Annotated in this window: 19 protein-coding genes and 1 pseudogene; 4 read left to right on the forward strand and 16 right to left on the reverse strand. The window is 70.5% G+C overall.

All coding sequences use genetic code 11. From position 1 onward, the window contains the following. Positions 1 to 48: 48 nt before the first annotated feature. Together AB0B76_RS16745 and AB0B76_RS16750 are read right to left on the reverse strand one after the other, a co-directional pair. Positions 49 to 222, reverse strand: coding sequence for a hypothetical protein (locus tag AB0B76_RS16745; RefSeq protein WP_360375495.1), 174 nt, complete (start codon positions 220 to 222; stop codon positions 49 to 51). A 606-nt stretch (positions 223 to 828) separates the two neighbouring features. Beyond that, entirely contained in the window at positions 829 to 2,088 is a 1,260-nt protein-coding gene (locus AB0B76_RS16750; protein ID WP_360375497.1) for an IS30 family transposase, read from the reverse strand. A gap of 143 nt (positions 2,089 to 2,231) precedes the next feature. Between AB0B76_RS16750 and AB0B76_RS16755 the strand changes: the two genes are divergently transcribed. Then, positions 2,232 to 2,807 (forward strand): hypothetical protein, encoded by a 576-nt coding sequence (locus tag AB0B76_RS16755; protein WP_360375499.1) that lies wholly within the window; start codon positions 2,232 to 2,234, stop codon positions 2,805 to 2,807. Between the two features lie 273 nt (positions 2,808 to 3,080). On the opposite strand, the gene AB0B76_RS16760 is transcribed toward AB0B76_RS16755, so the two are convergent. The 3 genes from AB0B76_RS16760 to AB0B76_RS16770 all read right to left on the reverse strand — a co-directional run bounded on the left by AB0B76_RS16760 (position 3,081) and on the right by AB0B76_RS16770 (position 4,592). Further along, a complete protein-coding gene (locus tag AB0B76_RS16760) occupies positions 3,081 to 3,452 on the reverse strand; it encodes a metalloregulator ArsR/SmtB family transcription factor (protein ID WP_360375501.1) in 372 nt (123 codons plus the stop codon). Positions 3,453 to 3,677: 225 nt separating this feature from the next. After that, positions 3,678 to 4,049 carry a hypothetical protein gene (locus tag AB0B76_RS16765; RefSeq protein WP_360375503.1) on the reverse strand — a complete coding sequence of 124 codons (372 nt, stop codon included), beginning with the start codon at positions 4,047 to 4,049 and terminating at the stop codon, positions 3,678 to 3,680. A gap of 120 nt (positions 4,050 to 4,169) precedes the next feature. After that, complete coding sequence (locus tag AB0B76_RS16770; protein WP_360375505.1) at positions 4,170 to 4,592, reverse strand: hypothetical protein; 423 nt, start codon at positions 4,590 to 4,592, stop codon at positions 4,170 to 4,172. Positions 4,593 to 4,773: 181 nt separating this feature from the next. Between AB0B76_RS16770 and AB0B76_RS16775 the strand changes: the two genes are divergently transcribed. Then, the gene (locus tag AB0B76_RS16775) at positions 4,774 to 5,304 is read left to right on the forward strand and encodes an SMI1/KNR4 family protein (RefSeq protein WP_360375507.1); all 531 of its coding nucleotides are present in this window, start codon (positions 4,774 to 4,776) and stop codon (positions 5,302 to 5,304) included. 233 nt (positions 5,305 to 5,537) lie between these two features. Here the strand turns inward: AB0B76_RS16775 and AB0B76_RS16780 are convergent, their stop codons facing one another. From AB0B76_RS16780 to AB0B76_RS16815, 8 genes are all read right to left on the reverse strand, one after another. Further along, complete coding sequence (locus tag AB0B76_RS16780; protein WP_360375509.1) at positions 5,538 to 6,638, reverse strand: alpha/beta hydrolase; 1,101 nt, start codon at positions 6,636 to 6,638, stop codon at positions 5,538 to 5,540. Positions 6,639 to 7,048: 410 nt separating this feature from the next. Next, positions 7,049 to 8,611 (reverse strand): SCO6880 family protein, encoded by a 1,563-nt coding sequence (locus AB0B76_RS16785; RefSeq protein ID WP_360375511.1) that lies wholly within the window; start codon positions 8,609 to 8,611, stop codon positions 7,049 to 7,051. Positions 8,612 to 8,620: 9 nt separating this feature from the next. Beyond that, positions 8,621 to 10,750 (reverse strand): hypothetical protein, encoded by a 2,130-nt coding sequence (locus AB0B76_RS16790; RefSeq protein ID WP_360375513.1) that lies wholly within the window; start codon positions 10,748 to 10,750, stop codon positions 8,621 to 8,623. Then, positions 10,747 to 11,469, reverse strand: a complete 723-nt coding sequence (locus AB0B76_RS16795; protein WP_360375515.1) for a hypothetical protein — start codon at positions 11,467 to 11,469, stop codon at positions 10,747 to 10,749. The genes AB0B76_RS16790 and AB0B76_RS16795 overlap by 4 nt, the downstream gene beginning before the upstream one ends. 7 nt (positions 11,470 to 11,476) lie before the next feature. Then, positions 11,477 to 11,845, reverse strand: a complete 369-nt coding sequence (locus AB0B76_RS16800) for a hypothetical protein (RefSeq protein WP_360375517.1) — start codon at positions 11,843 to 11,845, stop codon at positions 11,477 to 11,479. Beyond that, a complete protein-coding gene (locus tag AB0B76_RS16805) occupies positions 11,845 to 12,747 on the reverse strand; it encodes a hypothetical protein (RefSeq protein WP_360375519.1) in 903 nt (300 codons plus the stop codon). Before AB0B76_RS16805 ends, AB0B76_RS16800 begins: the two co-directional genes overlap by 1 nt. A 493-nt stretch (positions 12,748 to 13,240) precedes the next feature. Beyond that, entirely contained in the window at positions 13,241 to 13,951 is a 711-nt protein-coding gene (locus AB0B76_RS16810; protein ID WP_360375521.1) for a hypothetical protein, read from the reverse strand. A gap of 441 nt (positions 13,952 to 14,392) precedes the next feature. Further along, positions 14,393 to 14,674 (reverse strand): helix-turn-helix transcriptional regulator, encoded by a 282-nt coding sequence (locus AB0B76_RS16815; RefSeq protein WP_360375523.1) that lies wholly within the window; start codon positions 14,672 to 14,674, stop codon positions 14,393 to 14,395. A gap of 497 nt (positions 14,675 to 15,171) precedes the next feature. Here AB0B76_RS16815 and AB0B76_RS16820 point away from each other — a divergent pair, with 497 nt between their 5' ends. Together AB0B76_RS16820 and AB0B76_RS16825 are read left to right on the forward strand one after the other, a co-directional pair. Next, complete coding sequence (locus AB0B76_RS16820; protein WP_360376053.1) at positions 15,172 to 15,609, forward strand: transposase; 438 nt, start codon at positions 15,172 to 15,174, stop codon at positions 15,607 to 15,609. A 351-nt stretch (positions 15,610 to 15,960) separates the two neighbouring features. Further along, a complete protein-coding gene (locus AB0B76_RS16825; RefSeq protein WP_360375525.1) occupies positions 15,961 to 16,107 on the forward strand; it encodes a hypothetical protein in 147 nt (48 codons plus the stop codon). A 385-nt stretch (positions 16,108 to 16,492) separates the two neighbouring features. Here AB0B76_RS16825 and AB0B76_RS16830 read toward each other — a convergent pair. The 3 genes and pseudogenes from AB0B76_RS16830 to AB0B76_RS16840 all read right to left on the reverse strand — a co-directional run. After that, positions 16,493 to 16,723 (reverse strand): annotated as a pseudogene (locus AB0B76_RS16830) (DNA-3-methyladenine glycosylase); the annotation flags it as partial. Then, positions 16,720 to 17,382 (reverse strand): TetR/AcrR family transcriptional regulator, encoded by a 663-nt coding sequence (locus AB0B76_RS16835; protein WP_360375527.1) that lies wholly within the window; start codon positions 17,380 to 17,382, stop codon positions 16,720 to 16,722. The gene AB0B76_RS16835 and the pseudogene AB0B76_RS16830, both read right to left, overlap by 4 nt. A gap of 8 nt (positions 17,383 to 17,390) precedes the next feature. After that, complete coding sequence (locus AB0B76_RS16840) at positions 17,391 to 18,902, reverse strand: MFS transporter (RefSeq protein WP_360375529.1); 1,512 nt, start codon at positions 18,900 to 18,902, stop codon at positions 17,391 to 17,393. Between the last annotated feature and the right edge of the window lie 20 nt (positions 18,903 to 18,922).

Consider the following 18,922-nt stretch of genomic DNA (forward strand, 5'->3'; position numbering starts at 1 on the left):
CGAACGCCGACCGCTGCGGCAGCCACAGGCACGGGCGGATCGATGACTTCACTGCTCAAGACTGCCTCGATCCTGCCAACGCTCAACGCAACGGAGCCAGCCGGCCGACAGATTGAACATCCGCGGATACCGATCGTCCGTCGCATCGACCTCGTCGAGCAGCACCTGCTCGCGCCGAAACGCCTCGACCTCCGCCTGCGTCGGCTCCTGCTCGTCCACCACGATCGCATCCGTACTCACTGCAATGTCAGCCATACCAGCGTTACGACGATCGACCACGAAACTGTTCCGGCCACGTTGGATAATCTTTGCAGCCGCCCCGCCCTTCCCGCGAGGGCATGCACCCAGGTCGCCGACCTGACTTCCCACAGGCCGCCGAGCAGGGGGGTCCGGCGGGTGTACAGAACCAGTCCGTGGGCCAGGCGCGTGCCGAAACGGGACTGTCCACGGCGCTTGCGCCAGCGGCGCCACCCCGTCACGGCGGCGCCATGCCTTGGCAGCCGTCCGCGCCGGGTCGACGGCCCGCGTGCAGCCGCTGCAACCCGCCACAACCGATAGGTCGGCATACTGCGACGCCCTGCCGCTCACCGACCGCACGGCCCTGCGCACGACCGCACCCTGGTACGCGACGTGGTTAACGATCCGGATCGGGACAGCTGCTGGGCTGCACGCAGCCCGTCCGAGCGGTACCCGTCGTCGACGACGCTACGCGTTGGCGGTTCTTCACCCAGCAACCTGACGGCGTACACGAACACTGCGGCGCAACGGCACCGCGGAAGCCGCCCGCGGCCAGCGCTTGCTGATCGGCCCATGGAGGGCGGGTTCTGATCAACGTCGCAACACGGACGGATCGCTCGAGGCTAGCAGCATCGCGAAGAGGTCGGCCGGTGCCTGGTCGTTCAGCACCATTCGGGGACGGTGGTTGAGTTCGTGCTCGACCGCGGCCAGGTGCTCGGGCGAGTGGGCGCTGAGGTCGGTGCCTTTGGGGAAGTAGTCGCGCAGCAGCCCGTTGGTGTTCTCGTTGGAGCCGCGTTGCCAAGGCGATCGGGAGTCGCAGAAGTAGACCGGTGCACCGAGAGACTTGGTGATCGATCGGTGCCGGGCCATCTCGGTGCCCTGGTCCCAGGTGATCGAGCGCAACAGCCCGGGCGGCAGGTCTGCCATGCGGGCGCGCAGCGCGACGTGCAGCGTATCGCCGTCGCGCAGCGGCAGGTGCAGCAGCCGCACCAGCCGTGTTGTGCGCTCGACCAGCGTGCCGATCGCGGAGCGCTGGTCTTTGCCGACGATCAGATCCCCTTCCCAGTGCCCGGCCTGGGACCGGTCTTCCGGCTGGAACGGCCGCTGGTGGATGGTGCGCATCGGCTGCTGGAAGCGGGGCCGGCGCCGCTCGACGCGTTGGTGCGCACGGCGGTGGTCGCGGCCGGTCCGTAACGGCGAGCGCCGCTGCGGCGCGAGCCGCGAGGGTCGCATCAAGACCGAGCCGGGCTGGTAAATCGCTTGGTAAATGCTTTCATGGCACAGCCACATCACCGGCTCGCCGGGGAACCGCAGCCGCAGGTGACGGCTGATCTGCTGCGGGCTCCACCGTTGGTCGAGCAGTTCACCGATGAGGTCGCGCAACGCGTGGTTGGTCTCGATGCGCCGCCGATGATGCCGGGCGCGGCGAGTGGTCGCCAACCGGTGCGCCTCGAACGGACGATAGGCGGCGCCGGTGGCGTTGCGGCGCAGCTCCCGCGAGACCGTCGAGGGTGCCCGGCCCAGCTGTTCGGCGATCTGGCGGATGCTACAGCCGGCATGACGTAGATCCGCGATCGCGATCCGCTCGTCCTGCGACAGAAACTGCGCGCTGATCTGGCGCACCGCCAACCGCTCCAGTGGCGCGACGAACCCGACCACCTCACCGTTGCGGTAGGTCTTGTAGCCGCGAGCCCAGTTGTTGCCCGTCGTGCGGCTCACGCCCACCTCCCGGGTGGCGGCCCGCACACTCCAACCCCGCTCGCGAAGCTCCATGAACCGCTGGCGTTTGGCCGACTGCGGACGCCGCCCCGGCCCCTTCTTCACACGACGTGACGACAACACGGCTCCCATGATGATCTAGGACGTGTTGCAACCGTCAATAGAAACCACCTTCGCTGTGCCGGTACTCCAAACCGGACACCACCGCCGCCTTTTGATCTTGCGTAATGCGGGCTCGGTGTGATCAAACGATCGCCAGCGCTAGGCTGCGCACCATGCGCAACCCCTTCACCCGGACCAACCTAAGCCTCCGGTTGCGCGATGCCCGCGACATGGGCTGGTTCAACCTGCTGCCAACGGCGCTCATCGCACTAGCCGCGTTGGGAGCCTGGTTGCTGCTATCGCGAGCGACCGACATGTTCAGGACCCAAGGTCCCGGAGGGATCGAAGGCACCGTATCGATCACCAACTGCGATCCGCTCGACGGACGACGCGAGGCGGGCTGGACGTGCGACGGCACATTCGTATCAAACGACGGCACGCTGCGTATCGGGCAGGTACACCTCTTTCCCTACTTCCCCGAGCGTCCAACCGGTCCGGTCCCCGCCAGAGTGACCAGCCGGACGTCGGACACCGCGGCTGCAGGATCGACTGCAGGTTGGGTGTGGGCTGTGCCCCTCGTTGGCGGTCTCGCCTTTGCCGGCCTCACCAGCTACTTTGTCTACTCCTTCTACCTACAGCCCGAGCCACCCGAGTCACCCAAGGCGCAGAAAGCCCGGCGGAGACGGGAACAGGCAAAACAGCAACACGACGGCCGGGCGAACGGTAGTCGCCGCGCGCGGCGGCGGTAGGGGCCGCAGGGAACGGTGGCCGCGAGCTAAAGCGCGCCATGTCGCCTAGAGGGAGCCAGACGAGGCTGGCGATGACACCACGCTGTCCCAGCACCGCTACTGGTCGGGTCGCCGCCCCAACCAACGTCCGCTCATCGGCAGATTCTCCTATCTGCCAACCTGGGCGCCGTCACGCCGGCACGCACCTCGCGGCTACTTGAGCGCACCTGATCAAGGGAATTGGTGGATCGGGCGCGCTTTGCTTGGCGCGCTCGTGGCCTTCGACAGTGTCGTTCAGCGGGCCCTCTTCGTCGCCCGCTTGCGGGGCGGCGTCAACAGGTCGGCGATCGCCGCGATCGCGGACGGCACCAGGCGGTAGTACGCCCAGACGCCGCGCTTCTCGCGCTCGAGCAGACCGGCCTCGGTGAGGATCCGAAGGTGATGACTCACGGTCGGCTGGGATAGACCAAGCGGCGCGGTGAGGTCACTCACGGACGCCTCGCCCGCCGGAGCGGACTGGATCAGACTGAGCAGTTGCAGCCGGGCCGGATCAGCGAATGCCTTCAGCACTCCCGCGAGCCGCTCAGCATCGGCCCGCTCAATCGGCTCGCCAGCAATCGGCGAGATAGCAGGCATAGCAGTTGTCGCAGTTCCCACGCCTTCCATCGTTCCACCAATACCATCGGTAGGCTGGTGGAACCGGGATCAGGACCCCCGATCGCGACCGCGAGGCCGGGTCTCACGTTGCACAGTTGGGCGGCGGGTCTGGGCACGGACGGCGGTGAAGCCGCAGGTCACCAGCTTGGCGGTCATTGGTCACCATGCTGACCGTGGCGAGCGCTTCGCGGCATGTCCGGAAACGTGATCAAGCGTCTGGACGATCCTCGCGCGTCATGTCTCGTCGGCACCGGGCCGGAGTTGGTCCCATTGAACGTCGAAGCAGACAAGTCCCCGTTCGGCGGCCATGTGGGCGCAGGCAGCGGATACCTCGTCGGCCATGCTGTACCGCATGGCGAAGTAGATGATCGGGCCTGATGCGTTGTCGATCAGGGGTGCGCTGGACCATGGGCTCGTGTCGTCGACATCCCGCGGATCGCCCATCTCGTACCACCGGTCCAGCAGCGCCTCGACATACGCGCTGATCGCCGGCGTGGGCGGCGAGTAGCCTCCCGCGATGTACCGGTCGTACAGCGCGGAGAACACCTCCCCGGCATCCGTATCGTCCGGGCGGTCGCCTTCCCAGACGGCGAGGTCGTACGTCATGGGCAGTGAGTATGCACCGGCTGGAGACCACGACCAGTGGCGTGCAACGCGGCACGACCGGACGGCCTCGCGACCGCCGCAGGGCTGGGCCGGGCTCGCGAGTGAGCCGTCTCGACTTCCCTACGGATCAAGCTGAGTCTTCACTCCGGTCGTGTTCAGGCGATTGGCCAGAAGGAGCACTTCGGCTCGGGTACCGATCACGCCTGGACCGGTCAGGCGGGTGTACGTGTCACTGGCCTCAGCGAGCGATGCGCCGTACCGTCGCAGCACCCGCAGGATCGCCAACCGCAGCGGGCGGCCGCTGTCCGGATCGACACGGAGCCGGCCGGCGCCGTCGCGGTCGAGCAACATCTGGCGGAACTCTTCGGGCAGCGTGTCCCGTCCACAGCTCTCGAGCTGGCTGCCGCATCCGTCACACACAGATGAGATCGACCAGGCTAACCGGTCCCCGATGACCGCCTGGCTGAGCTCACCACGCAGCAGTGCACCACATCGCGAGCATGGCTCGACCAACTCGTGCCCGTCGATCATCAGCTCGCTCACGGAGACCATCGTAGGCACCGGGCATACCCAAGGCACCCGATCAAGCACTGATTGCGGCATGTGCGGATGGCGCTCAGCCCGGTTGCGCTGCCGCGGCGCTCGCCTGCTACGCGGTAACGGTGGATCATCGATCCGACATGCCGCTGTGGCGCGGCTGGCGGCGACCGGCGGTGGGGGCAGCGTGGAGTTCACATTTCAGGACGTGATGGAACGAGCGGCAACTGTCGGCCGCGACGTGGAACTCGCCGACGTGCATGGGATCTTCCGGCACGGCGGTCCCAACCCGGGCGCGAGCCCTTCGGAACTGGCTGCGCTCAGGCAGCGCGTCGACCTCCCCCCGTCGTACGCGGAGTTTCTGACCTACTGCGATGGCTGGGTCGGACTCGACGGGCAGACGGACATGCTGCCGATCGCCGAGTTGATCGACGGGCCAGCTACCGAACAGGCTTGGGTGATCGTCGAGGCGTACGACGAGGGCAGCGGCCGGCAGTTCGGGCTGTCCCGCGACCGGTACCTCGTCATCGGTGCGGCCGAGTCGAGCCTGAGCGTCGTCCTGCTCGACCTCAAATCGGCGCCTCGGGTGTGCTGGCTGACCCAAGGGGGCGTGGGAGAGTTCCCGACCCTCGACGCCCTCATTGCGACTGCCACCGAATACCACCTGGAGACGCTTGCCGCCTTGCGAGCGGACCCATGGCTGGGCATCTCAGACTGATGACGGCAGGATGCACTGACGTCGGCATGAGTGCGCACCCTGCAGAACGCAGCGATCAGGACGCATCGTGACCGCGACGGGCGACCCAATCGACTAAAGCTTGGGTCTGAGAGGGACGCCCCTTTCGAGCCGCATGATCCGTTACGGCCAGCCGATATTTCGAGGCCGCGAATCAGATGTCTGCACGACCGTGCTCGTCGCGCGCCTGAGGCCACCCAGTGTGGTCGTGGGGTCTACGCCGGACACTGCGGCCAGAACGTGGCGAGGCCGGACGTTGCCGCGCCGGCCCAGGCGTTCGCCAACGCGTATGCCAGGGCCGCGGTGCGGTGGCCGTTGATCGAGTGACCGGGTGCGGGTATGACCGCTGCGTACAGCGGGCTGCTCGGCGGGTAGAAGCCACGCTCACGGGCGCAGATCTGTCCCGCTGTGCCGCAGCGCAGGCCAGCGGCTGCGTCGCAGTTGAGCGTGTCGTGGTCGCCGACAACGACGAGGACGGGGACCGTGATGTGCTGGCTGTAGGACGGGTCGCGGGCCAGGTTCATGGTGGCCCGTTCTCCGGTGGTGCCGGTGGCCTTGGCCCGCTCGTCCGACGCGACGGCGTCGCGGGCCGCGCCGGGCAGGTAGAAGAAGTCGCCGCCGCGGGTCCCCGGCGTGGTGGTGACGTACCCGTCCGGTGGGCGTTCGCCGGCGAATGCCGGGTCCTGGTGCGCTGGGTGCAGACCGGCGGCGATCGCCGCCTGCTGCACCGGGTTGGGCCGGTGCAGGTACCCGGTCAGGATCAGGGCGTCGACGTCGTGGTGGCCAGCCGCCTCGACCATGAAGATGGCAGAGCCGTACGAGTGCCCGACGCCGACGACACGGCGGATCCAGCCGTTCCCGTGGCGCAGCTGCTGCACCAGCTGATGGGTCACGAACGCCTCGGCGGTGACGGTCACCTGCTCCGCGGGCGGCCGGTCGCTGGCCCCGACACCGATCCGGTCCACGGTGTAGACGGCCATGCCGGCCTGTATCGCTGCCTGGGCATATGCGTGGTCGTCGCCCGGGAGGCCCCAGTACCGGTGGTCGTAGGTGAACCCGGACAGCAGGATCTGCACCGTGCCGGTCGGCCGCGACGGGCGGCACAACCATCCCGCGACCCGGTACCGTACCGTGGCGTCCGGGACCAGTGTCACGGACGTGTCGTACCGCTGGCACGCGGGTCGGGAAGCCTGCGCCGGTGCCGGCGTCAGGGCGAGGATCGCCGTCGTGAGCAGCGGCACCGCGATGAGCAGGCCGCGAAGCCGTCCCGTGAACGTGGTGCGCGGTCCGGCGTGTGCCGCCGCAATGCTTCTCATGTCATCTCCTCATGGTGTGTCGATGGCCGTCGGGCGAGGGCGAACAACGAGCGGTTCGGGGTGGGCCGGCCCGGCCGGAGCGTCTCGATGCCGATCAGGTCGGTGTCCGGAAGCCGAAGGCCGGCGAGGTCTCGCCTGGCCGGACTCGACCGGCAGCCCTGGATCGGCGACAAACGGATGCACCGGGCAGAGCTGCGCTGGTGGCGCCAACGGCGGTAGCCACAGCGCCGACCCGCCCGAACCCGCGGCGGTCGGCCGGTCCTGGGCCGGGTATCTTCGTCCCGGCGGTGCCGGGTTGCCGCCGCCTCGCGCAACGGTGCCGTTCCGCGGCGGCGAGGTGCCGCGCCTGGGCGAGGGCCGAGCGCTGAGTCCCGCCTTCCGGCGCGTCCGCAACCGATCCGAAGCGCGGGTCATGCGGCCCACCAGCCGCGGATCGGGGCCAGGCCACGGCCGAGCGGCAGGGCCTCGGCGGCGAACGCCTGGTCCTGCTCCCCGAACAGGACCACGGCTTCGCAGCCGGCCCGGGCGAGGATCCGTTTCACCGTCCGGGTGTCCTGCTCGAGGCCGTCGATCGTGGTCGCGGTGATCGTGACGAGCAGGGCGTAGCGGTACCGCACGTGCCCCTGCGCCTGCTCCCGGTCGATCTGCGCGACCGACCGTGCCTCCTGCTGCTCCCGGGCCGTGCGCACGAGCCGGAGTTTGCGTTTCGCGAGCTCGTCGCCGGCCCGGGCGACCTGTTCCCGCCGGGCGGCCAGGTTCGCCAGCGCCGCGGGGATCGGTTGGGCAACGAGGGTGACGGTGCGCCGGCCGGTGACGCGGGTGTAGAGGCCGGTGAGCCAGGTCGCGCCGACCAGGGTGCGGGGCATCTCCGCCACCCACAGGGTCCGGGAGTAGCCGGAGTCGTGCCGCAGCACGCTCCACCCGACGGTTTCCGTCGCGGCCGGGCCGGCCAGCCGCGGCGCAACCCCGGCGGCCACGCCGGGGCCGGCGCCGCGCAGGCCGAGCTCGGCCTGGTCGGCAGGGTCGAACTGGCTGCGCAGGACCGCCGCGTAGCCGCGCGGGCTGAGCCACCCGTCGGTCGGCACGCCGGCCTCGGCGACGGTCGCCTCGATCCCGGTGAGTTTGTCCAGGACCACCGCGGCGACGGCAGCGTCCCCGCCGCCCGCGTCGGCGACCTCGCCGGACATGCGGGCGGCGTCGAACACGACCGCGAGGAACGTCTCGTGCCGCTGCGCGGACGGCCCCGCCGCAGCCGTTAGCTCGGCCAGGGACTCGTAGGCGGGACTGGTGGTGTCGACCGCCCGGCCGGCGAGATACCGCTGCGCGCGGTTCCCGGTGTCGGGGACCACGCGTGTCGTCAGCGACCACCGCGCCAGGCCCAGGTCGCCGTACTCGGAGCCGAGGATGTTCAGCACCTGCGCCCAGTCGACGAGCCGCTGCTCCTGGACCTCGGTGTCGGCGAGGAGAAAGTTGGAACCGTGGCAGCGCAGCGCGGCGGTGACGGTCCGCTCCCCGGCGTGGGCGAGCAGCCCGACGTGGGTGGTGCCGTCGGCGGCGACGGCGGGCAGCCACCGGTACCCGGCGGCCGGGCCGGGCAGGTCAAGGTGACCGGCGGCACCGTTCGGGGCGAAGACCAGGCCGCGGTAGCGGTCCTGCCGAGCCGCCCGCTGGATCAGCGCGCCGGTGATCACCGGAAGCCATGCGGTGGCCCGCCGCCCGCGCAGGCGCAGCAGCCCGAGCACCCACAGCACCGCCGCCACCACGGCCAACGCGGCGGCGGTCCAGCGGGCGCCGGAGACACCCAGGTTGACCGCGGTGACAGCGCACAGCACGCCCAGGCTGACCATGACGATCTGCGACCAGGTGAACCCCATGACCGCGCCGCGGCTGGAACGGGGAGAAAACGAAAAACGCATCAGCAACTCCAAGTCGTTGCACAGGCGGGACGGAGCACAACAGCGGGCGGGACGCATCCGCCCGGCCTAGACCGGCACGATCGGCACCTCGGCCACACCGGCGGCCGCACCACCGGCACCGCCGCCGGGCGTCGCACCACCGGCACCGCCGCCAGGCGACGACGCTCCCCCACCCCCGGCGGCATGGTCCGGCGAGTCGGCCGCTGGCACGCCTCCGCCGCCGTCCGACGGCTGTGGTGCTCCGGTCGCTGGCCGCTGGTCGGCGGACGCGGCGGCCAGCAGCGGATCGGCGCCGCCACCGGTGGCTGCGCCTGTCGCAGACGATTCACCGCCGGTGATGGTGGTCGCGGCGTGGACGTCCGCCTGGGCCTGGCGGCTGCTCTGCTGCACGCCGGTCGCCTCGTCGGCGTTGGGATGCTCGCCGCTCGCCGGCCCCGCCGCGGCCGGGCCGTCCGTGGTGCTCGGGTCGCCGACCGGCGTGCCGTCCCCGGCGGTACTCACCGCATCCGCGGCCTGCCGGTCCGGCCCGTCACGCAAACCGAGGCGCTGCTGGAGATCGCCGCCGCCGGCCTGCCGGCCGCCTTGGCCGGCACCGCCACCCGGCGACGCCAGGTCGGCGAGGTTGCCCTGCATGAGCTCGGCCACCGACTGCCCGCCATCACCGGACGAGAACGAGGAGCCCGGCATACTGTCGGCCGCCTGCGCCGCGTAGGAGCCGGCCGCGGCAAGGACGCCGCGGGCGTTGATGTCCGAAAGGTACCCGTCGAAGATCGACATCAGCCGCAGCAGCACCCACGGCGTCATGACCATCATCCAGATGATCAGCAGCCCTTTAAGCGCGGTGATCAGGTCGGACTCGTAGGCGGCGCGGGTGCCGTAGATCCAGAACTCGACGGTGACGAACCGGGACGCGCCCAAGGCGTTGAGGGTCCAGAACCAGCGCCGACCCCAGTGTTTCGTCTCCGCCGACACCTGCCCGGTCATCGCGAACGCCCCCAGCAGCGCGGCGCCCTCCGCCAGTTCGCTACGGAACAGCTGGGTGATCCCGACGAGCAGCAGCCCGATGATCGACAGCCCGGCGATGAGCAACGCGACCAGGGTCGTGCCGGCGCCGGCCGACAGGGCCGACACGGCGGTGACCCACGCCGACGGGTCCCACCGCTCATGCTCGTTGTTGGTGATCAGAGCGTTCGTCGCCTCGTCCCACGCCGCGACGATCACCCACGCCAGACCGCCGGCGAAACAGATGCCCAGCAGCGCCCGGACCAGACCACCGAGGGTCGCGACCGGGCCCGGGCCGTTGACCCGCAACCCGTTGATGATCGTGGAGACGATGAAGAACAGCAGCAGGAACAGCAGCAGGATGCTGGCGGTCGAGTTGTAGGTGAAGTAGAACGCTTCGTCCGGTGGCGGTGGTGCCGTCGCGGTGAACACCAGCTTCGCGACCTCGCTCAGCAGCCAGGCCATGGTCTGCACGACCATCGTGACCAGGCCCTGGATGCCGGTGGCGACCGCGCTGTTCAGCACGTGCTGTACCTGGCACGACACATCGGTCAGGCCGCAGCCGTCGTCACGGGCACCGTCGGCGGGCGGCGTGCTCGGCGGCGCGGTGCTGCCGCCCGGGTCGCGCAGCTGCAACGACAGGGTCCGGGCCGCCGCCGCGCACCGGTCGCGTTTGGAGGTCCACCGGGTGGCGTTGGCCGTGTCGGCGGCGGCGCGCTGGACGAACAGGTCGCAGCGCACCAGTTCCGGGCTGCTCGCCGCACCGGACGCGACGTCGGACAGCACCGTCGGGGTGCCGTCGCGGAGCCGGTCGTCGAGCGTCAGCGCCACCGTCTGGCAGGCCAGCTGCTGCTCGGTCGTCAGCGCCTGCTCGCACGCCGTCATCCAGTGCGACGGGGCACCCTGCGGCGGGCTTGTCGTGTACCGGGCCAACAGGACACACCACCGCTGCACCGTCGCCGGCACGGTCCCGCCGCACCGCGGGTTGTCTACCGCCGACGGCGCCGGGACACCCGGCGTGGCCGCCGGCTGGGACGGCTGCGGTACGCCCGCCGACGGTACTGGGCTGGGTTCTGCCCCAGCCGGCCGGGACGTCATCAGCAGAACCGAGACGAGCGGCAGCAGCATCGCCACCAGCCGCCGGATGCCCGTGCGGTGCGCACCTCCTCCGGCCGCGCCAGCATGGGCGATCATGACGGGGTGCCCGGGGCCCAGCTGTCCGGGCCCAGCACACGAGCCAGCAGCTGCGGGTCCCGCGGGCTGCCGTCGCGGATCGTGCCCCACACGTCCGGCGCCGGCGCCGGCACCGGCGGCTCCAACGCTGCCAGCCGCCATCCGGCGTCGGTCAGTTCAACGGTCAGGTCGTGCACCGCCCACCCGCCCGTCAGCGCAGCAGCCGATGCGGCACCCGGCGCTCCACCACCCACACCGAGCAGCGCGAGGCCATAGGTCTGGACCGTAACCCGGGCACCGACCGTCAGCACGGTGGCGTCAGCGGCATGCTGCGCCCACACCCGCACCACCACCGTCTGGCGAACGCCCGCCGACGTCCCGGCAGCGCCGCCGGCGACGAGCCGCTCGATGAGGCTCATCGCGTCGGACGCCAGCAGGTCCGCGATGCGGCGGCGCTGGTCGTCGGCCGGGCGGTTCGCCGCGGCGCCGAGGAGCGTCTCGAGACAGGCAGCGGCATCGCCCGCGCCACGGATCGTGGCAGCGAACGGCGGCACGGCACCGGAGGTCCACGGCACGAGGACCCCGCCGGCATCCGCCGGGTCCGTGGCGGGCTGGGCATGCGGCAGCAACCACCGGTCGGCGGCCATACCGGAGCCGAACAGCAGCAGGACGGCCAGCAGCCACCGCAGCGGGCGAGACGCCCCGCCACGGCCGTCGAGCACAGGCTTGTAGTCATCCATCGCGCACCTACTGCTTCAGGAAGAAAGCGATGATCGCGACCGGCGAACCGATGATCATGGCGACGAGGCTCGCGCGCCACATCATGGACTTGCCGCGATCGGACAGGATGTGCGCACCGAACACCGGGCCGATGCCGAACGTGATCGCACCGCCGACCAGTCCGGTGAACGCCGCCACGACACCGAGGAACAACGCGCCGTTGATCAGCGAATAGAACAGATCCGACCGCGGCACCTGCTGCGGGTCCGGACCGATCCGGTCCCAGTCGAACCCGCCCGGCAGCCCTCCACCGCCACTCGGCGCCGGTGTGGGCGCCAGCACCAGCTGCGCCACCACCACCTTCACGGCCAGCCACGCGCCAACCTGAGCCGACATCAACGGCTCCACTCGTCGCCACGACGTTCCCGCGCCACCGGATCACCGCGATAATCAGCCGGCGCATCACCGGCCAGATCCGGATCCGCCGGCCACGCCCCCAGCACCGCGTCGGCGAGCTCAACGAGCGCCACCCGGACCGGTCTCCGCATCCGGCTGAGATCGACCGGCTCCGCACGGGCCAGGTGCGCATCGAACGGCACACGCACCACCCTGGCCACCGATCCGCCGAGCTGACGGACCGCCGCCCGCACGTCGCGAGCGGGCCGCGGGGTCGTGGCAACCACGACCGCGACCGTCCGCGCCGCCGCATCGTGCAGCCCCCCGGCCCGCAGCTGCGCCACCAGGCGCATCGTGTGCTGCACACTGTCCACCCCGGCGCGAGCCACCAGCACCGGGCACACACCCCCGGCCAGCAGCCGCCACACCCCGGCCACATCAGCGACCGGAGCATCGATGAGGACCAGCGGATAGCTGCCCCGCAACGCCTCGACGACCCGCAACGTCTCAACCAGCACCGTCGGGCGGCGAACCGGCATACGCACGACCTCCCCGACCGCCGTGTGCAGACCTGACGTGCCGCGCTGCATCACCGCATCCAGCGTCGCCGCATCAAGATGACCGGCCTGCAGCAGCCTCGTGTGCAGGTCCCACACCGACGCGTCGCTGTGCCGCAGCACACGGTGTTCCAGACCACCCCAGCCACGCGCTGTCGCGTCGACCGCCGCCACCGGCCGCGGCATGGCTGCCGCGACAATGGCGCCGAGCGCGGCAACGATCGTCGACCTGCCGACACCACCGTCCGCAGACGACACCACGACCGGCGGGGATCCCGGCGGGAGCGACGCCGCCCGCAGCCACACCCGGCGCAGCGACGGACCGTCCCCGAGCTCGCGCGGCACCGGCTGAGGCAGACACCTCCGGATCCGCGACCCGGTGCGCGGCAGGTCCGCTGGCACATCGGCAGGTATGCGGCCTCGACGGCCGGCCAGGAGTACCGGGCCGGCCGCACGGCAATCTGGCGGGAGTGCCCTATCGGCGGGTGTTCGCAATGGCTCCATGTTCGCCTTCCACATTGGACAGATCGCGTCGGCATGCGGCGTGGGTATGTGCATCCGGATGCCCGCTCCTGCTTCGAGGCGAGCTGCGACCGCAGCCCGCTCGCCTGCACCACTGGGGTCGATGCACCACCCGGCTTCCGAGGCTGCCAAGGTCGCGGACGCTCAGACAGTTGACCGGCGTTAGCCAGGGCACCGGCCAGCGGCATGCACGGAATGGCCGGCCGCCGTGGTGCGGCGGCCGGTCGGCGAAGCCGCTACGACCGCGCATCGCCGATCGGCATATGGCGAAGGAGCCGCGCCGGCTCCGCTGCGACGGCGCACCAGCCAGCAGCGTTCAGCCGGTGACCGGCAACCGTGTCGCGCCGGGCGACGACGGCCCTGCAGGTGGCCAGCTCGGAGGCGATTCCAGCGTCGGCGGGGCCATGCGGTCTGCCGGGGCCGTACTCGGGGTCGGCGTGCCGCCCGGCGTTGCGGTCGCGGACCCGGCCGTCGATCCCGCGGCACTGGTTGCGGAGCCGGCGCAGGTGGCGACCGCGACGTCGATTGTGGCGGCCCCGCCGCCGGGCAGCGCGGCGACGGTCACCCGCATCGCGGTGATGGTGACGGTGCCGTCGTTGTTCGCCGACCGTATGCCGTAGCTGATCTCGACATGCCGGTCGATGGACCCGGCCGCATCTGCGCTGACAGCCCACGATACGCGCCCGTGATCACAGACGGCGGTCGCGTTCGCGGCAGCGACCACACCAGACACCGAAAGTCCCGACGCGTCAGCGACGGCGTAGCCGCCGCCGGCGCGGACGGTGGCTTCGCGCAGGATCACGCTGCCGTCCGAGGTTCGGGCACCGCCCACCGCGGTTCGGGTGACGCCGTCAGCGCTCGACACCGACGGTGTGGCGCTGCTCATCGTTGCCCGAGTGACGACGATGCCGGAGGCGGCATCAGGCCGGCGTGCTGCACGCCCATCGGGTGCGGCGTAGAGGAACAGCCCACCTGCGCCCGCGGCCAGGGCGACCAGGACGACGCCGGCGGACCGTACGGCCATCATGGCTGGAGATCCCTTCAGCGACGCGGAAGATGCGGTGGCCAGGTTTAAGCTGCAGGCCGTGGCAGGCGACCGCTTCACGCCGCACGTCGCCAGACGCAGGCGGCGGCAGGCCCGCCGGGTGTGCAGGCAGCGGGAGGTCACGGGTACGGACGCTGCCGACGCGGACGCCGATGCCGTCGACGGACGGTGAGCAGGAGCATGGCCCAACGCCAAGGACCCGACGGCCACGACATGCGGTGCGGACGTTGCAGGGCCGCTCTCCAGCTGCCTTGCCGGCACCACGCGGCCGGGGTCTTGCCGCTGCCGCTGCAGCCGAATTTGGCCGGCGTATCCCATCGTCAACGGTTGCCGACGCTCCGGGCCCTTCACGGAGCACGTTCAACCCATCGGCCGGTTTGAGACCGATCCGCGCAACCTAACGCGGCGAGCCTGCGAGAGGTATCACCAGTCATCGAGCGGGTCGAGCGGCAGACCGAGCGTTTCGGGGGCGACGTCCAGTGCCAGGCTCAGCAGCCGCCGGCTGTACTGGTCGGGGATCTTTTTGCCGTTCTCCCACCGGCTGATCATGACCTTGAGGCTCTCCTGGGACGCGGCCGGTTTCGCATGCAACACCGCTACCCGGCGGATGTGATCGTTGAGCCGGTCCTGGGACCAGTGCTTCCGCTTGCGGGCCTCACGGATCAGGTGCCCGACACGACGGGCGCCTGCACCCGCCGGCTGCACCGGGCCCGGCGAGCCGGCCGCCGGCTCGGTGGTACTGGCGTCGGTACGTGCCGACGATCTCGTGCTGTCGCCGGGGACGACTGCATGAAGGTGACTCTGGAGCGTCATCAGTGGTGCCTCCGTCGCATCGGGAGAGACGCTGCGACCGTATGGCGGGTCAAGCGTCTGCGACGCCGATGGCGCGGTTACACCCGATGACACAGGACTTACACGCCACAACACAGCACGATCGTGAACCCCAGAGAGTTTCCGGGATCGGCCCGCCGCATGTTCGCGGCCAGGCCGCATCCAGAGCTGAGCTCGCCGCCTGCGCCATGTCACTGCCGTTCCCGGCACGATGCTCATCCGGCCTCCGCCGCACGCAGCGGTCGCCCCGGTTACTCACGTCGTTCCGCTTTCCCGGCCGGATCGAGTTCCTCAAATGCGGTTGGGTGGCTACTGCCCTACCAACGCCTCACTGCAGTCGTCTGAACGGCGAGATCGCCGAGTTGGGGCAGGTGATGGCCGACCATTTTGGCCGGCACCGGGAGGCTGAACGCTACCTGAGCCTGCCCGGCTTCGGTCCCGTGCTCGGTGCCCGGATCCTCGGCGAGTTCGGCGACGACCCCCACCGCTACCGCGACGGCAAAGCCCGCCGCAACTACGCCGGCACCTCACCCATCACCCGCGCCTCCGGCAGCCGCCGGGTCGTACTCGCCCGCTACGCCCGCAACAAGCGACTCGCCGATGCCGTACACCAATGGGCCTTCTGCGTTATGCGCGGCTCACCCGGCGCCCGCACCTACTACCAAACCCTGCGCCAACGCGGCACCGGCCACCAAGCCGCCCTCCGCCAGCTCAGCAACCGCCTCGTCGGCATCCTCCACGGCTGCCTCAAGACCGGCACCACCTACAACGAAGCCACCGCCTGGAGCCATCTCCAACCCGCCACTTGACAAACAAAAACATGGGATGTTTGCCGCGATCAGTGCATCCGATCAAGACGGATCCGGCCTCCGTTCCCGTAGGTCACTACCAGCGAAACGAAGCCGGAACAGTCGGGGACCACGCAGCTGGAATCGCTCCCGTCCGTGCGGATCCCAATAGATGTCCAACTGCCCGCCCAGCTCTTCTTTGGCAGACAGAGATTGCGCAAGGCGGTCGGATTCAGCCATGGCCGCCTTCTCTACCGAGGAGGGCAGTGTCAGCCTCAGCGCATACCGTCCCCTTCCTTCCCCAACGGGCCGGATTACCCATGTCCGGGAAACTCCGCCCTCATGCCTCTCATCCACTGATAGCGACACTCGGTGAGCGGGGTTCTGGCCGGCGAAATCAAGGAAACCTGCCAGATTGTCCGGGCGCACAAGAATTACGCCGACAGCATTTCGCAACGCCGGCAACCCACGATGCACAGCATGCCGCAGCCTGCCCTCGTCGCGCGATGCTGCGCCTGAACAGATGTCGTGAGTCGAGCTGCCGCCGTTCGAGATGCCCCTCGATGTAGTCCTGCACCCCGAGACCTACCTGAACGAGCGCGGCATGTCCGGCTTGGACATGGCGGTCAAGGAGCCCGAGGTGCACATCCCACACAGCCGCGACAGCATCGACGACATGCCCGCGGCGTCAACGGACACCGTGGACTCCCCGGATACCGCGGCGACCTCAGTGTTCACTGTGGGTGCTTGCTTTTGGTCATGTCCCTGAGCGGATGATCGCGCTATGTCAGTACTTGAGGCCATCTGGCACAGATCATCGTAGGGAAGCGGCATCTCGAACGCAGAGGCGTCCCGCTCGTCGACCACGTGCCTCGCCTCACATACGTCAAGTCATGTGTTGCCAGTAGTGCATGCCGTAGGTGAAGTACACGTAGGCGTAGCCGGCCGGGCCGAACATCACCGCGTTGCGCTGCGTTCGGCCGCGGTGGGCGTGGGAGGCGGGGTCCTCGCCGGTGCCGGAGTACGCCTCCACCTCGGTCACCCGTACCGTGACCGCGCCGACGGTGAGGTGGCAGCCCAGCAGGGCCCGGGCGGCCTGGTCGACCGGGCCGGCCAGCGCGTCCGCGAGGCTCATGACTTGATGAGGGCGATGCGGTGGACCAGGTCGTCGACCGCGCGCTCCACGGGCGGCATCGGGAAGCCGGGCACGAACTGGCGCATGACGACCGCGCCGTGCAGGGAGGTCCACAGGGTCGTCGCGTCGGCGAACGGGTCCTCGCTCGTCGAGCGGCCCGCGGCCACGCACTCGCGCAGGGCGTCGACCAGGACCATGAACGCCTCCAGGCGGCGCTGCCACACCTCGGGCAGCCCGGAGATGTCGTCGGCGCTGCCCATGCTCGGACGGCCGGAGCGCTGGCGGCCGAAGAGCACCTTGTACCGGGCCGGGTCCTGCATGCCGAAGCGGACGTACGCCTGGCAGCCCGCGACCAGCCGCCGCACCGGGTCGGTCACCTCCTCGGTGGCCGAGTCGAGGACCAGCAGGCGCAGGCGTTCGAAGGCGATGTCGAGCACCGCCTCCAGGATCGCGTCGCGGTCGGCGAAGTGGGTGTAGATGGAGGGTGCCGAGATCCCGGCCTCGCGGGCCACGGAGCGCAGGGTCAGCGCCTCCTCGTTGCCCTCGCGCTCCAGCAGCCGCTCGGCCGCGGCCACGATCTCGTCGCGCAGGAGGGCCCCCTCGCCACGCCGGTTGCGGGTCCGGCCAGGCCTGGCCGAACCCGCGGAGTCCGCCTTCATACGAACCATCATGCCGTCTGGAGCTCGAGCTCACGCACGGGAGCCGGGGCGGTGCGGGCGGGCCGTACCGCGAGGACGGCGATCGCCATCAGCAGCGAGATGCCGGCGGCGATGAGCGCGCCGCGGGACATCGCGTCGGTGAAGGCCTGGTCCGCGACGGCGATCACGTGCTGCGCGGCCGGGGCCGGCAGGGTCGCGGCGAAGCCGTGGGCGGTGGGCAGGTCGGTGCCGGCCGGGCCCAGGTCTGTACCGACGGAAGCACGGTAGGCGGAGGAGACCACGGTGCCGAGGACAGCGATGCCCAGCACGCCGCCCAACTCCCGGATGACGCTGTTGAGGGCGCTCGCCATCGAGGCGAACCGGGGCGGGACCGAGCCGCTGATCTGCAGGCTGGCCGGGGCCATCATCATGCCCATGCCGAGGCCGATGACCGCGGTACCGACGGCGATCTTCCAGAACTCGGTGTGCACGCCGGTGGTGGCCAGGTCGAGCAGGCCCGCGGTGGCCAGGAACAGCCCGAGGGCCAGGGTGCCGCGGGTGCCGAGCCGGCGGGTGATGAGCGGCGAGGTGGCCGAGGTCGCGGCCATCGCCACGGCGAACGGCATGGCCCCGAGGCCGGCCACGAGCGGGCTGTAGCCGTGGACCAGCTGGAGGTACTGCGAAAGCTCGAACAGCGTCCCGAAGAGCACGAAGAACACCACGGCGAGCGAGAGCGCGGCGATCGCGAAGGTGCGGTTGGTGAACAGGTCGAGCCGCACGAGCGGGGACCTGGCCTTGCGCTGCCACAGGACGAACGCGACGACGAGGACGGCCGCGGCCCCGAACTCGGCCAGCGTGGTGGCGTCGGCCCAGCCGCGCACGGGGGCCTGGATGACGGCGTCGACCGCGGCCGCGACCGCGGCGGTGGACAGCAGGGCGCCGAGCACGTCGAGGCGGCCGCCGCGCACCACCGGCACCGTGGGGACGAGCGCGAACACGGCGCCGATCGCGAACGCGACGAGCGGCACGTTGATCCAGAAGGCGCTGCTCCACGAGAAGTGCTCGAGCAGGGCGCCGCCGGTGACGGGGCCGATGAGCACGCCGATGCCGGCCGCGGCCGACCAGGCGCCGAAGGCCTTGGGCCGCTCGTGGGCCGGGAAGATCCGGGTGATGATCGCCAGCGTCGCCGGCATGACGAACGCGGCGCCGAGGCCCATCACCGCGCGCCAGGCGATGAGCTGCCCGGGCGAGTCCGACAGGGCCGCGACCGCCGAGCCGCCGCCGAAGACGACCAGGCCGCCGAGCAGGGCGTTGCGGGAGCCGAGCCGGGCCCCGAGGCTGCCGGCCAGGATCAGCGCGGAGGCGAAGACGAGGGTGTACGCGTCGGTGATCCACTGCAGGTCGGCGGTCCCGGCCCGCAGCGCGTGGGCCAGCGACGGCAGGGCGGTGTTGAGCACGGAGTTGTCGAGGGTGACGGCGACGAGCGTGAGGCTGAGCACCGCGAGAGCGGCCCAGCGACGCGGGTACTCGGACTCGGACATGGCGCAGGCTCCTTACGGAC

It is taken from the genome of Dactylosporangium sp. NPDC049140 (genome assembly GCF_040648435.1).

What these genes read in the sequence shown, in the direction of transcription:
- AB0B76_RS16750 (WP_360375497.1), bottom strand. Translation starts at nt 2,088, where the DNA reads ATGGGAGCCGTGTTGTCGTCACGTCGTGTGAAGAAGGGGCCGGGGCGG.
- AB0B76_RS16800 (WP_360375517.1), bottom strand. Translation starts at nt 11,845, where the DNA reads ATGTCGGCTCAGGTTGGCGCGTGGCTGGCCGTGAAGGTGGTGGTGGCG.
- AB0B76_RS16785 (WP_360375511.1), bottom strand. Translation starts at nt 8,611, where the DNA reads ATGCGTCCCGCCCGCTGTTGTGCTCCGTCCCGCCTGTGCAACGACTTG.
- AB0B76_RS16810 (WP_360375521.1), bottom strand. Translation starts at nt 13,951, where the DNA reads ATGATGGCCGTACGGTCCGCCGGCGTCGTCCTGGTCGCCCTGGCCGCG.
- AB0B76_RS16760 (WP_360375501.1), bottom strand. Translation starts at nt 3,452, where the DNA reads ATGGAAGGCGTGGGAACTGCGACAACTGCTATGCCTGCTATCTCGCCG.
- AB0B76_RS16795 (WP_360375515.1), bottom strand. Translation starts at nt 11,469, where the DNA reads ATGGATGACTACAAGCCTGTGCTCGACGGCCGTGGCGGGGCGTCTCGC.
- AB0B76_RS16765 (WP_360375503.1), bottom strand. Translation starts at nt 4,049, where the DNA reads ATGACGTACGACCTCGCCGTCTGGGAAGGCGACCGCCCGGACGATACG.
- AB0B76_RS16840 (WP_360375529.1), bottom strand. Translation starts at nt 18,902, where the DNA reads ATGTCCGAGTCCGAGTACCCGCGTCGCTGGGCCGCTCTCGCGGTGCTC.
- AB0B76_RS16755 (WP_360375499.1), top strand. Translation starts at nt 2,232, where the DNA reads ATGCGCAACCCCTTCACCCGGACCAACCTAAGCCTCCGGTTGCGCGAT.
- AB0B76_RS16780 (WP_360375509.1), bottom strand. Translation starts at nt 6,638, where the DNA reads ATGAGAAGCATTGCGGCGGCACACGCCGGACCGCGCACCACGTTCACG.
- AB0B76_RS16790 (WP_360375513.1), bottom strand. Translation starts at nt 10,750, where the DNA reads ATGATCGCCCATGCTGGCGCGGCCGGAGGAGGTGCGCACCGCACGGGC.
- AB0B76_RS16835 (WP_360375527.1), bottom strand. Translation starts at nt 17,382, where the DNA reads ATGAAGGCGGACTCCGCGGGTTCGGCCAGGCCTGGCCGGACCCGCAAC.